Source organism: Pseudomonas sp. PVC-3-1 (assembly GCF_057444315.1).
Genome location: NZ_CM172023.1, coordinates 3,674,484 through 3,687,309, shown reverse-complemented (window position 1 = coordinate 3,687,309; position 12,826 = coordinate 3,674,484). Strand labels below are relative to the sequence as shown.

Here is a 12,826-nt window from a genome sequence, read left to right as displayed (position 1 = left end):
GGAGCGAGCTTGCTCGCGAACAACCTGGCGCGCACACCGACGCTTGGGTGGAATGCGGTTCGCGAGCAAGCTCGCTCCTACAAAAAACCAGCGTCAATCGTCCTCCCGCGCCGGAATCCACCACTCCTCGCCGCGCACCGTGCGGATGTACTCCGGCCAGCGGAAGCGGTGCGGAACCTTGAAGTCCTTCGGCAGCAGCGGTGCCTGCCAGTGTTCGCCGCCAATGCCGCCGCCAGTGCGCTCATTGAACTCGCGGGTCGCCGCGGCCAGCAGATCGGCATCGGTGAACAGCTCGATCAAGGTGCTGCCGATGGTCTTCGACGCCACGTCGATCATCGGGTCGATGGTCTCGCGGATGCCGCCCAGGGCGTTGGACACCCAGTCCGGGTAGGTGAAGCCGGCTGGCGCGCTGAGCATCGGCCGGGCCACGTAGAGGCGCACGGTCGGGCAGTGCCAGGTGTACTCGGGGTAGTCGTCGGAGGTCAGGTACTTCTGCCAGGCCGGCATCTGCAGGCGCATCTGCCGCTCGCATTCCTGGGGTTCGATCAGCGCCTGGGTGGCCGGCAGGAAGGGCTCATCCATCGCATCCAGCCCCAGATTGGTCTGGATTTCCCGCGCCACGGCGATGGCTTTTTCGCCCCAGGTCGGCGCGCCGATGGCGGCGAGGTTGTCGTAGCAGGCCTGCGCCAGCGCGTGGTTGGCCAGCCCGCCACGGGACTTGCAGACCCAGGTCTTCTTCCACTGGCAACCGGTAGCCATGGCCGCGGCAGCGGCGTTGTTGTCCATCACCGTGGAAATGGTCTCGGCCTGCTCGATGGAGTCGCAGCGCAGCAGGTACTGGATCTGCGAGATGTGCGGCGGCAGGTTGTCGGCAGTAGCCTGCCCGGCGGTGAGGATGGCTTCGTTGAAACTCCACAGCCCGGTGAACGGCAGTGTCGAGCGGCGAAGGCTTTCGTTCAGCGTGTAGAAGTGCACCAGCGCATCGTTGGCCCCTGGCGCGCGGGCGGCCAAATGGTTCTGCGGGATCGGGCTGTAGCGGTCGGCGGCGATCCAGTTCTGCGGGTCTTCGCAGGTGAAGGTGTAGATGTACGAGTAGGCGATGCCGCAGTGGGTGTCCCAGGTGGTGGTGTTGTTCAGCGGCAGCATGTAGGTGGGGTGGAAGCTGACGGCGGCGTCGAGGTCGTCGTAGTGGCCCTTGGCGGCGTGCACGGGCTTGGAGGCCCGCAGCTTTTCCGCCGGCTCGCCGAAGAACTTGATCGTCCCCGCAATACCGAACTCCAGCATCGCCGCCTTGGCCGCCAGCACGCCGCCCAGGGCGCTGATGCCCAGCGCCGAATGGGGATCGGTATGGCCGGGCGCGTACTTCGACAGCCCCTCGCGCGGCATTGGTCTGGTCGCCGCCGCCTGGCAGTTGCCCGGCACCGCGTCGTATTCGGCGTAAGTGGCGAGGATCGGCCCTTCGCCGTTGCTGAAGGTGGCGACGAAAGCGGTGGGCATGCCGCCGCTGCCCTCTTCCACCGTGAAGCCTTCGCGGCGCAGCAGTTCCACGTACCAGGCGCAGGACTTGTACTCGCGGAACGCCGGCTCGGCGAAATGCCAGATCACCTGGTGCCAGTCGGACAACTGCTGGCGGTGCTCGTCGATCCACTGCTGGACGTAGGCCTTGAATTTCGACATGGCGGCTTCCTCATCGTTGCCTGTTGTTGTTGTCGTGTGGCCTAGTATTGGTGAAGCAAAATTTGCAACAAGCGCAGGATTTCGCCACCCCATGTCCGGTTAGTTTCACCAATACAATTTCACCAATAGAGTTTCACCAATCGAGAATTGGACCGCCCATGCACTTTCCTTCGATGACCGCCCTGCGCGCGCTGGATGCCGTGGCCCGGCTGGGCAGCGTGTCCGCCGCTGCGCAGGAACTGAACCTCACCCGCAGCGCGGTCAGCCACCGCCTCGCCACGCTGGAGGAGCGTCTGGGCTTTGCCCTGACCGAGCGCACCGGGCGCGGCATTCGCCTGACCTATCGGGGAGAAAGGTATGCGCGCGACGTGCAGCGCATCCTCGCGGAGGTGCAACTGGCCGGCAGCAGCTTCGACGAGCAGCAGGTCAGCGGGCCGCTGTGCGTGAGTTGCAACCCCGGCTTCGCTACCTACTGGCTGTGCCAGCACCTGGGGGATTTCCTCGCGCAGTACCCGCAGGTGCAATTGCACGTAGTGACGCCGCGCGTGCCGCAGGACACCAGCGCCAGCGATGCCGACCTGTTCATCGCCTACGGCAGCGGCGACTGGCCGAACCAGACAGTGGAGCAACTGGTGGCGCTGCACTTCTTCCCGGTCTGCAGCCCGCGCCTGATCCACTCGCGCGGTGGCCTGCAGCAACCGGCAGACCTGGCCCACTACACGCTGCTGCACATGAACGACTTCGCCGACTGGCGCCTGTGGTTGGGCGCCGTGGGCGCCAGCGCCATCGATCACCGCTCCGGCGTTCTGTTCGCCGACGCGCCCTGCACCATCGCCGCCTGCATCGCTGCCCAGGGCGTGGCCATCGGCGACAACCTGCTCAGCGGCGATGCCCTGGCCCGTGGCCTGCTGGTGCGCCCGTTCGACATCACCATCCAGTCCAGCCGGGGCTATTTCCTGGTGACCGACCCGGTGAAGGCCGAGCGCCCAGTGGTGAAGGCCTTCAGCCAGTGGCTCAAGGCCCGTGTCGCCGCCACCACGCAGAGCGCCAGCGACCTCAGCCGGCCGCCGCTGGCGATTCCCGACGAGGCGCGCTGAACGTCAGGCGATGCGCCGCAGCCCTTTGCGCGCCTTGGCGGAACGAGTGTAGCGGAACAGGTCCTTGGGATCGTTGTCCTCGTCCTCGCTCCAGGGGACCAGGTCGATGCACTCGCCGAGGCCCAGGCGGCTGGCCTGTTCGTTCACGTAGCGCAGCGCCGAGTAGTCCTCGAGGGCGAAGCCGACCGAGTCGAAGATGGTGACCTGTTCGGCGCTGTCACGCCCGGCAAGCTGGCCGGCCAGCACGCGCCACAGGTCGGTTACCGGGAAGTCCGCCGGCATCTGCTGGATTTCGCCCTCGACGCGCGACTGCGGTTCGTACTCGACGAACACCTTGCCGGCGCGCAGTACGTCGGCGTGCAGTTCGGTCTTGCCCGGGCAATCGCCGCCCACGCCGTTGATGTGCATGCCCGGCTCGATCATCTCCGGGGTAAGGATGGTCGCGTAGGCCTTGTCGGCGGTCACCGTGGTCACGATGTCGGCGCCGCGCACCGCTTCGGCGGTGGATCCGGCGCGGATGATCTTCAGGCTGGGGAACTCCGACAGGTTGCGGATCAGCTTTTCAGTGGCCTGCGGGTCGATGTCGTAGACAGCGATTTCCTCGATGCCCAGGTGGTGATGGAAGGCCAGCGCCTGGAACTCGCTCTGCGCGCCGTTGCCGATCAGCGCCATGCGTCGGGAGTTCGGTCGAGCCAGTGCGCGAGCGGCCATCAGCGACGTAGCGCAGGTACGCAGCGCGGTGGCCACGGTCAGCTCGGAGAGCAACACCGGATAGCCCGTCTCGACATCGGCCAGCACGCCGAAGGCCATCACGGTGAACAAGCCGCGCTGGGTGTTCTGCGGGTGGCCATTGACGTACTTGAAGGCATAGCGGGCGGTGTCGGACACCGGCATCAGCTCGATGACGCCGATCGCGGAATGGTTGGCGACGCGGGCGGATTTGTCGAAGGACTCCCAGCGCACGAAGTCCTGAGCGATGGTGTCGGCGAGTTCGCCGATGAAACGGGCGACACCGATCTGCTGAACCAGTTGGGACATCGTGGGGACGTCGACGAAGCGGGTCATGGTGGGACCTCCGATTGTTGTGATTGGACTTTTCTGTCGGTGTTTTCGAACTGCACCGCCCCCGAACAGCGGGCACAACAACGTCGCAGAGGCCCTGGAACAGGTCTGCACTTCAGGAGAGGGGCGTTACGATTTTCCCACCGCCCCCGCTGAAAACCCGGCTGTAATGCGGGTCTGTGCCGGCCGATCCGGCTGTATTGGGGAGTCCTGACAGCCGATTCGGCTGTGCACGGAACGGTCGTCTGCGAGCCTGCAGCGTGGTCGGAAAAGGGACGGAAACGACGATGCCAACGCGCTAGCTGGCCGACTCCTTGATGGACGTCAGCTCGGGGTGCGCGACCAGCTTGTCGATGTGCAGGCTCTCGTCGTTGAGCCAGGTTTCGGTCAGCGCGCGGTAGTGCTCCATGTCCCGGCAGCGCATGCGCACGCTGTAGTCGAAGGTGCCACTGATCAGTTGGCAGTGCAGCACTTCCGGGCAGGCGATGATGCGGGCTTCGAAGGCCTTCTGCGCGCTGCGGCCACTCTGGTTGGACAGAGCGACCAGCACCAGCAGCGAGAGCCCGGCGGAAATCTTCTGCTCGTCGATGAGCGCGCCGTAGCCACGGATGATGCCGTGTCGCTCCAGCTTGCGGACGCGCTCCTGGCACGGACGCGGGGTGAGATGGACCAGGGCGGACAGCTTGCCGTAGGTGATGCGCCCCTGGTGACGGAGGATGCGGATGATCTCCTCGTCGATGCGGTCCAGGGTGAAGGGACTGTCCTGATCGTTCCTGCTCATGATGCTTCGCGATGATTCGTCAGTCGTGCCGGCTTCCCTGCCCCGGCGAAAGCAGTCGGTGGAAACACTGTCCGCCACCGACCCGGATCTTTATGGGGCACACCCCGCCTTCTGTCAAAGCGCGCCGTGCCGTCTGCGACAGCACGGCGCACCCCATCAGATTTCCCTCGCCAGCTCGCTGCCGTTGCCGCGCCGGCTCAGTACCGCGAGGTATACCAGGCCGATGGCGATCCAGCCCGCGCCCAGTTCCTGCGCCTCGCGGCTCATGCTGAACAGCACATAGGCGATGATCACCAGGCCGATCAGCGGGAACACCAGGTGACGCAGCACCTGGCCACTCTTCTGGCGGATGAAGTAGTGATTGATCACCGCCAGGTGCAGCAGGCAAAAGCCGGTCAGCGCGCCGAAGTTGACCAGCGAGGTGAGCACGTCGGGCGAGTCGAGGAAGTAGATACCGATGCCCAGCGACAGCACGCCGACCAGGTACAGGCTGATGTGCGGGGTCTGGTATTTCGGATGCACCTTGGCCAGTACGCGCGGCAGCTTGCCGTCGCGGGCCATGGAGTACAGCAGGCGCGAAACGGCGGCCTGCGACGTGATCGACACGGTCACGCCCCAGGCCAGCGCGGTAGACACCGCCGTCAGCGTGGAGAGCCAACTGCCGCCAGCCGCTTCGGCGATCTCGTAGAAGGCGGTGTCCGCCGACTTGAAGGTCATACCCGCGGCAAGGTCAGTGGCCAGCCAGGTCTGCACGATGAAGATGGCGCCCATGACGAACAGCGCGATCAGCGAGGCGCGGCCGATCTGCTTGGCCGGGTCGCCCTTGACCTCCTCCGCAAGGGTGGAGATCGCATCGAAGCCGAGGAACGACAACACCGCGATGGACACCGCCTTCATCACCAGGCCGAGGTTGAAGTGATCCGGTTGCAGCAGCGGTTCCAGGGTGAGGCGGCCATTACCGAGCCCGCCATCCAACGCGTGGTAACCCACCGCCAGGAAGATGGCCAGCACCGCCAGCTCGGCAATCAGGAACAGCAGATTGAAGCGCGCCGCCAGGGTGATGCCACGCAGGTTGATGAGCGTGGCGGACACCAGGAAGATCAGCATGAACACAAGCTTGGGGATTGCCGGGAACAGGTGATTCAGCGCCAGCGCGCTGAACACGTAGAGCAGCGGCGGGATCAGCAGGTAGTCCAGCAGCAGGACCCAACCGGCGATGAAACCGACGTTGGGATGGATGCCGCGCTGGGCATAGGAGTACACCGAGCCGGCGATGGGAAACGCGCGGGACATTGCGCCGTAACTCAGCGCAGTGAAGAGCATCGCCACCATGCCCACCAGGTAGGCCATCGGCACCATGCCGTGGGCGTCGGCGTGAACCCAGCCGTACACGCCGAAGGGAGCGATCGGGATCATGAAGATCATCCCGTAGATCACCAGGTCGCCGAGCGTCAGGCTGCGGCGCAGTTGTTGCTTGTATCCGAACTGTTCGATAGCCACGGGGCACTTCCTCTGGGAACGGCAGCTTTTAGGGTTCGGCGCTCATGCGCTGAATTGTTGTTGTCTCCTGCCCGGCCACTTCAGCACACCGGTCGGGCTTGGGTCCTCAGAGCCTGCTTACGACCTCGCGAGCTAGCGCCGTAGTAGGCGAAAAGCGCCCGAAGAGCGGAAGTTCACGAGCCGTAAATGAGCATCTGAGGGCGCTTTTCAACGCCCTGCGGCCGACGCGCAGCAGGTCGTAAACAGGCTCTCAGAGCCAGGGAGCCAGGCGTTCTGCCCAGGCTTCCACCCCTTGCGGGGTCCGCAGTCCGTCATTGCGGATTTCGATCAGCACGGCGTCCACGCCGCGTTCGTCGCCATGCACCGGCACGGTCATGTCCTCCAGCGGGTCGATCACATAGGGCTGGTTGGCGCCGATCTCCTCCCCGCTCTCCCGCAGCCCCGCCACCATGCGCTGGGCATAGGCCTCGGCCTTGGCATAGAGCACTCCGGCAACCCACGGGCGCATCTCGCCGCGATAGCTCGGAGTGAAGCTGTGTACGCCGACCAGCCGGGTTGGCCGGGCGGCAGCCAGGCGTTCGTCGAGCAGCGCGGCCAGTTGCCGGTGGAAGGGTTCGAACAGGCTCGCCACCCTCTCCTGCCGGGCTGCCGCGCTCAGGTTGCGGTTGCCGGGGATCGGGTAGATCTCGCTGTGCTCGGGAATCGCATCCGGGGCAGACAGCGGGCGGTTGAGGTCAATCAGCAGGCGCGAGTAGTTGGCCACCAGCAACGTGGCGTCCAGGCGCGCCGACAGTTCGCGGGCCAGGTCCAGCGCGCCGATGTCCCAGGCGATGTGTTCGGCCGCTGCCGCATCGTCCAGGCCCAACTGCGCCAGTTCCTCGGGGATGTAACGGCTGGCATGCTCGCAGACCAGCAGCACCGGGCTCCTGCCCTGCGGGTTGATGATCTCGAACGGCGGGCGCCGGTACAGACCGGCCTCAGTAGAACTTTGCATAGGATTCACAGAGTTGCTCTTCGCTGAGTTCACGGGTCAGGGCCTGCTCCTGGCGCTTCATGGAGACATAGGTCTGCAGTAGCGCCGGCGGCAGCTGGGCGCACAGTTCGGTATCAGCCAGCAGCAGGCGCTGGGCCTCCTCCAGCGAACCGGGCAGGGACTTGATGCCCAGTTCCTCGCGCTGCGCATTGCTGAGGCTGTGCGGGTCGACATCGGTGACCGCCGACAGCGGCAGTTCCTGCTGCATGCCCAGCCGCCCGGCAATCAACACGGCGGCCATGGCCAGGTGCGGGCTGGCGGTGGCGTCCATCGGGCGGAATTCCAGGTTGAACTGGCGCGCCTTGGGTTTGCCGCCGATCTCCACCACCGGGCAGATGCGCAGCGCCGCTTCGCGGTTGCGCAGGCCCAGGCAGGCGTAGGCGGCGCTCCAGTGGTGCGGCTTCAGCCGCAGGTAGGAAACCGCCGTCGGCGCGGTGAGCGCACACAGCGCCGGCAGATGGCGCAGCACGCCAGCGGCCCAGTGCTCGGCGAGTGTCGACAGGTTGGTTGGCGCGGCCTCGTCATAGAACACCGGGGTGCCATCCCGCCGTTGCAGGCTCAGGTGCAGGTGCACGCCGTTGGTCACGGCGCCGGGGGCCAGCAGCGGCGTGAAGCTGCTGCGCCAGCCGAACTGCCGAGCGATCTCGCGGGTGACTTCACGGACATTCACCGCACGGTCGGCAGCGGCAACGCCCTGGGTCGGCCGGCAGGTGACTTCGTACTGGTTGCGCCCGTACTCGGGCAGGAACATTTCCGGCTCGGCGCCGATCTGCTCCAGCGCGCTCATCAGCCAGCCGCCGAAGTTGCCGGTCTGCCGCTGCGCCTGCAGGGAGAAGGCGGCGGCGTGTTCGTCCGGCAGGCCGAGCAGGTTGAATTCGTGTTCGAAGGCGGCGGTGACCTGCAGGTCCAGCTCGCGGTAGCGGGCGATCTCCTCGCGCAGCAGCGTGCGCAGGCAAACCGGCCAGGGCGCACCGGTGGTGGTCACCAGGTCGCCGTGCAGGTAATCCAGCGGCGCGGCCTGGGAGTCGGGGCCGTTTTCCAGGCGCACCCGGCTGCTCGGGTCGGGCAGCAGGCGCAGGTCGCCGTGGCTGCCCCAGGGGTTGTCGTCGGCGATGATGTCCTGGGGCGTCAGCGCGCTATTGGCGGGCACCCAGCCGCAGCCGGTGGCCAGTTGCTCGGCGACTTCCGATTCGGGAAGCGAACGGCCGCGGGTGATGCCGCAGAGGTCGGTGGTGACGAAGCTGGTCAGGCGCATCGGAGCGGCATTGTTATTGTTCTGACTCATGGCGTTCTCCCGGCCTCAGGCCAGCGCGGCGATGCGGGCCAGCACCGTGTCGGTGTCGGCGATCCAGCAGTAGCCCTTGATTGCTTCCAGGCAGGCCTGGTGGCGTTCGGCGGTGTGGGTGGCGCAGGCGTCTTCCACCAGGGTGACGAGGTAGCCCCGGTCGGCGGCGTCGCGCACGGCCATGTCCACGCACTGGTCGGTGACCACGCCGCAGATGATCAGGTGGCGGGTGTTCAGGTTGCGCAGCACGTAGTCGATGGCGGTGGAGTTGAAGACCCCGGAGGACGTCTTCGGCAGCACGATCTCGTTCTCGCGCGGTTCCAGCTCGTAGATCACCTGGGCATCCGGACTGCCCTTGGGCAGGTGCATGTCGGAGAGCTTGTGGTCAAGCGAGCGATCACGGCCGTCAGCGGTGAGGCTCTCGATGATGGTGTGCAGCACCTCGCCGCCGACCTCGCGCATCGCCGCCAGGAGGCGTTGCTGGTTGGGTATCACGCTCGACTCGACGCGCTCGTAGAAATAGCGGTGGGCTAACGGGTCGATGTGGGCATCGCGGCCGGGAATGACCCAGGCGTTCTGCATATCGACGAACAGGATGGCGGTCTGGCCGGGGGTGAACGGAAGGTCGCGGGGCGATTGATGCGGCAGCGTGAGCACAGTCATTCCTCGAGGATGTGGCTGCCGAAGGCAGCTCTCAGGTGGTCGATGCCTTCCAGGCGTTCGTCGAGCTGGCCATCCATGCGCGCTACCAGGCTGGCGATCAGCGCCTCGACCTGGGCCATGGTCGGCACCAGGGTGTCGAAGGGCGACGGGGACTCCACCGGGGCGCTGATGATCAGGTCGGCGAAATCGCGCAGCGGCGAGTCGTAGATGTCGGTGAACAGCACCACGCGTGCGCCACGGGCCTTCGCCGCGCGGGCCACGCCCAGTGCCTGGGCCTGGTAGCGGCGGTAGTCGAACACCACCACCAGCGTCTGACGGTCGATGTCGCCCAACTGGTCGGGCAGCGCGGCGCCGTCGTCCAGCAGCAGGCAGCCGCTGCGCAGCATGCGCAGGTGCGCCACCAGGTAGCCGGCGACGAAGCGGCTGAAACGACCGCCGTGGCAGAGCACGCGCAGCTTGGGGTCGAGCAGCCAGTCGCCAAGCAGGCGCACGTCGTCGGCCTGGGTCAGCGCCAGGGTGCGCTGGATGCCTTCGCTGGCGTCGCTCAGGTAGTTGGACCAGACGTCATCGCGACTCATGCCTTCGCGGCGCCCGGCGAGCAGGGTACGCGGCGAGCGCAGGCGGTCGTCCACCTCGGCCATCAGTGCGTTCTGGAAGTCGCTGTAGCCGCTGAAACCGAGCTTCTTCACCAGCCGCAGGATGCTGGGATCGCTGACCCCGGCCTGGCGCGCGAGGCGCGACATCGGCCCGAGGCCGGCGCGCGGGTAGTCATCGAGCAAGGCACGCAGGACTTTGCGCTCGGCCTTGGTGAGCTCGACTTCCGGGGTGTTCAGGCGGTCTTTGAGTGTGAGCATGGGTGCGCCTCTTGTTGTGGCCAATTTGTATAATGCGCTCCAGAAACTTTCAATATCTATTTTCTGTAGTATTCACTACCAAAGCTGAACGCACCCATCAACCTCTCGACGCAGAGCCGCGCGTGCCATTTTCCGCAAAGGGAACCGGTGCGTTCGCAAGGACGTCGAACGCCTTCAAAGCCGCCAGGGATCAACCTTGATGACCGAGCTGGAAAAAGCTGCCGCCGGACTGCTCTACGACGCCAATCACGACCCGCAGGTGCTGCGCCAGCGCGCCGAGGCCAAGGCAAAGCTCTTCGACTTCAACCATTGCCACCCGGACGACCGTGAGCGCCGCGAGGCGATCCTCGGGGAGCTGTTCGCGCGTATCGGCGCAGGCTTCGTGATCGAAGGTCCGCTGCATTGCGACTATGGCTTCAACATCGAGATCGGCGAGCGCTTCTACGCCAACGTCAACCTGGTGATCCTCGACGGCGCCAGGGTCAGCATCGGCAACGACGTGTTCATCGCGCCGAACGTCGGTATCTGCACCGCCGGCCATCCGCTGGACGCCGAGCGGCGCAACCAGGGGTTGGAGTACGCGCACCCGGTGAGCATCGGCGACAACGTGTGGATCGGCGCAGGGGTGAACATCCTGCCGGGCGTGAGCATCGGCGCGAACAGCGTGATCGGTGCCGGCGCCGTGGTGGTACGCGACATTCCCGAAGGCGTGCTGGCGGCCGGCAACCCGGCGCGGGTCATCCGGCCGATCAGCGAGGCCGACCGCCAGCGCTACCGCTGACGATCAGGGCGAGCGCGCTTGCTCAGGCGTCGTCGAGGCGCTCGACCCAGCGCTCGGCCGCGTCATGGGACGCCTGGAAGGCTTCCTCGTGGGACTCCCACGGGCCAACCACCACGTCCAGCGGCGACACGCCGGCCGGCACCTTCGCCAGCGACAACAACACTTCGCCCACCTTGCCTGGGGCGATGTAACGCGGCGACATCAACACGGCGACGCCGCTGGACGTCAGGTATTCACTGGGTGCCATGAACTCAGGCTCGGCTGACTGCTGCATGCGCTTCTCCCCCTGGCCGCGAATGGCCCGTTCTGCTCTGGATGACAGCGATGAGGCGCGCAACGCGCACTCCTCCTGATTCCTGACCCGGCCGGGCAAGCGACAGTTCCGGCAACCACCACCGCCCCGCAGGGCAGCGGACAAACGGCCGTTTCAGGCCGGCACCGGCTCGTGGACCGGCATCGGCCTGCCGAGCAGCGTGCCCACCAACACGGCGAACACCAGGGCCGCGACGCCCGCCACCAGCAACACCCCTTCGAAACCACCGATGAAGGCTTGCCGAACAGCGGGCGCCAGCGCATCCCGCAACCCTGGATCGGCCAGCGACAGCGCCGCCGTGAAGTCACCCGCCGCTGCGCGGGTTGCCATCTCGGCGGCCTTGTCCAGTTGCGCAGGTGCAAGCTCTGCCAGCGCACCACGCAGCAATCGGGCACTGCGCGCAGCCAGCACACCGCCGAGAATGCCGATGGCCAGCACGATGGCGGCGAAGCGCGTGGTGGTGCTCAGCCCCGAGGCCATACCGGTGCGCTCACGAGGTACGCAGGCCATGATGTTCTTCTGCGTGTCGCCGTTGAGCAGCCCGGCGCCGGCGCCCAGTACCAGGCTGGCGAGGGCAAAGGCCGGGTAACCGCCCTGCCCGGCCGCCAGCGCGCAAAGCAGGTTGCCCACGCCGACGAGCACCAGCCCCAGGGCGAAAACCCTGGCTGGACTGAATCGCCCGCTCAGACGCAAACCCACCCGTGGCGCCAGCAACATCGCCAGGGCAAACGGCAGCATCCCCGCGCCCGCTGCAACCGCCGACAGCTGCAAACCGTTCTGCAGGTAGAGCGGCAGCAGCGTCATCATCACCTGGGCACAGGCGGCGTAGGCGAACATGCCGAGCAAGGCGCCGATGAAACGGCCACTGCGCATCAACCGCAGATCGATCATCGGCCGCGCCTGGCTGCGCTCCACCAGCACGAACAAACCCAGCAGGCCAGCGCTGACCAGCAGCCGCCCGAGGGTCTGCGGGCTGTCCCAACCGACGCGGTTACCATCGATGAGCGCCCAGATCAGGTAGCCAAGGCCGCCGGCGAAGGTCAGGCTGCCTAGCGGGTCGAGTCGTGCCGAAGCACTGTCGCGGGACTCCTCGATGCTGCGCAGCGCCATCGCTCCCAGCAACACCACCAGGGGCAGATTGAGGTAGAAGATCCAGCGCCACCCCAGCGTGGCGGAAATCACCCCGCCCAGCAGCGGTGCGAAGGTGATGGTGGCACCCATGCACGCACCCCAGAAAGCCCAGGCGCGCAGACGCTCCTCGGGCTCATGGAAGCGATGGCCGATGGCGGCGAGCGCGGAAGTCAGCAACAGCGCGGCGCCAACGCCCTTGGCGGCACGGGCGATATCAAGGAACAGCAGGCTCGGCGCCGCACCGCACGCCAGCGAGGCCGCACCGAACAGCAGCAGCCCGAGCAGCAGCATGCGCCGCCGGCCGAAACGGTCGGCTAGGCTGCCGGCGGGCAGCAGGCAGGCGGCGAAAGCCAGCAGGTAGGCGCTGACCACCCACTCGATATCAGCGAAGGAACCGGACAGGTCGCGAGCGATGCTCGGCAGCGAAACGGCGACGATGTTGGTATCGAGGATGATCAGCGCACACACCGCCGAGGCGGTCAGCAGGGTGAAACGGGCGGAAGGTCGTTCGCAAACGGCAGGGTCGGACATGGCAAGGCTTCCAGCGCTGGCCGACGCGCCGGGTTTTGCCCTCACCGCGCCAGCCTTGTAGTGTTGCCCCCACGGTAACGCCCGCGTGCGCCGGGCTTGTTAGCTTCGGCGGCCTTCG

12 protein-coding genes are annotated in these 12,826 nt (G+C 66.4%); 2 read left to right on the top strand and 10 right to left on the bottom strand.

Annotated features, from left to right (window positions below):
• Nucleotides 1–93 precede the first annotated feature (93 nt).
• Nucleotides 94–1,677 carry a zinc-binding metallopeptidase family protein gene (locus AC2T4A_RS17240; RefSeq protein ID WP_486741313.1) on the bottom strand — a complete coding sequence of 528 codons (1,584 nt, stop codon included), beginning with the start codon at nucleotides 1,675–1,677 and terminating at the stop codon, nucleotides 94–96.
• 158 nt (nucleotides 1,678–1,835) lie between these two features.
• Here AC2T4A_RS17240 and AC2T4A_RS17235 point away from each other — a divergent pair, with 158 nt between their 5' ends.
• A complete protein-coding gene (locus tag AC2T4A_RS17235) occupies nucleotides 1,836–2,774 on the top strand; it encodes a LysR substrate-binding domain-containing protein (protein ID WP_416752180.1) in 939 nt (312 codons plus the stop codon).
• Nucleotides 2,775–2,777: 3 nt separating this feature from the next.
• On the opposite strand, the gene AC2T4A_RS17230 is transcribed toward AC2T4A_RS17235, so the two are convergent.
• From AC2T4A_RS17230 to AC2T4A_RS17200, 7 genes are all read right to left on the bottom strand, one after another.
• Nucleotides 2,778–3,839, bottom strand: coding sequence for an ornithine cyclodeaminase (locus AC2T4A_RS17230; RefSeq protein ID WP_486741312.1), 1,062 nt, complete (start codon nucleotides 3,837–3,839; stop codon nucleotides 2,778–2,780).
• 295 nt (nucleotides 3,840–4,134) lie between these two features.
• Nucleotides 4,135–4,617 carry an Lrp/AsnC family transcriptional regulator gene (locus tag AC2T4A_RS17225; protein WP_486741311.1) on the bottom strand — a complete coding sequence of 161 codons (483 nt, stop codon included), beginning with the start codon at nucleotides 4,615–4,617 and terminating at the stop codon, nucleotides 4,135–4,137.
• A gap of 156 nt (nucleotides 4,618–4,773) precedes the next feature.
• Nucleotides 4,774–6,117: an APC family permease gene (locus tag AC2T4A_RS17220; RefSeq protein WP_416752174.1), complete on the bottom strand. Its 1,344-nt coding sequence runs from the start codon at nucleotides 6,115–6,117 to the stop codon at nucleotides 4,774–4,776.
• A gap of 250 nt (nucleotides 6,118–6,367) precedes the next feature.
• The gene (locus tag AC2T4A_RS17215; RefSeq protein WP_486741310.1) at nucleotides 6,368–7,111 is read right to left on the bottom strand and encodes an N-formylglutamate amidohydrolase; all 744 of its coding nucleotides are present in this window, start codon (nucleotides 7,109–7,111) and stop codon (nucleotides 6,368–6,370) included.
• A complete protein-coding gene (locus AC2T4A_RS17210) occupies nucleotides 7,095–8,435 on the bottom strand; it encodes a glutamine synthetase (protein ID WP_486741309.1) in 1,341 nt (446 codons plus the stop codon). Before AC2T4A_RS17210 ends, AC2T4A_RS17215 begins: the two co-directional genes overlap by 17 nt.
• Before the next feature lie 15 nt (nucleotides 8,436–8,450).
• Entirely contained in the window at nucleotides 8,451–9,092 is a 642-nt protein-coding gene (locus tag AC2T4A_RS17205; protein WP_416752168.1) for a cysteine hydrolase family protein, read from the bottom strand.
• A gap of 2 nt (nucleotides 9,093–9,094) precedes the next feature.
• Nucleotides 9,095–9,952: a MurR/RpiR family transcriptional regulator gene (locus AC2T4A_RS17200; RefSeq protein ID WP_486741308.1), complete on the bottom strand. Its 858-nt coding sequence runs from the start codon at nucleotides 9,950–9,952 to the stop codon at nucleotides 9,095–9,097.
• Nucleotides 9,953–10,151: 199 nt separating this feature from the next.
• Here AC2T4A_RS17200 and AC2T4A_RS17195 point away from each other — a divergent pair, with 199 nt between their 5' ends.
• Nucleotides 10,152–10,733 carry a sugar O-acetyltransferase gene (locus AC2T4A_RS17195; protein ID WP_486741306.1) on the top strand — a complete coding sequence of 194 codons (582 nt, stop codon included), beginning with the start codon at nucleotides 10,152–10,154 and terminating at the stop codon, nucleotides 10,731–10,733.
• Nucleotides 10,734–10,755: 22 nt separating this feature from the next.
• Here AC2T4A_RS17195 and AC2T4A_RS17190 read toward each other — a convergent pair whose 3' ends face one another.
• Nucleotides 10,756–11,007: a hypothetical protein gene (locus AC2T4A_RS17190; RefSeq protein ID WP_478379186.1), complete on the bottom strand. Its 252-nt coding sequence runs from the start codon at nucleotides 11,005–11,007 to the stop codon at nucleotides 10,756–10,758.
• Between the two features lie 153 nt (nucleotides 11,008–11,160).
• Nucleotides 11,161–12,708, bottom strand: coding sequence for an MFS transporter (locus tag AC2T4A_RS17185; protein ID WP_486741305.1), 1,548 nt, complete (start codon nucleotides 12,706–12,708; stop codon nucleotides 11,161–11,163).
• Between the last annotated feature and the right edge of the window lie 118 nt (nucleotides 12,709–12,826).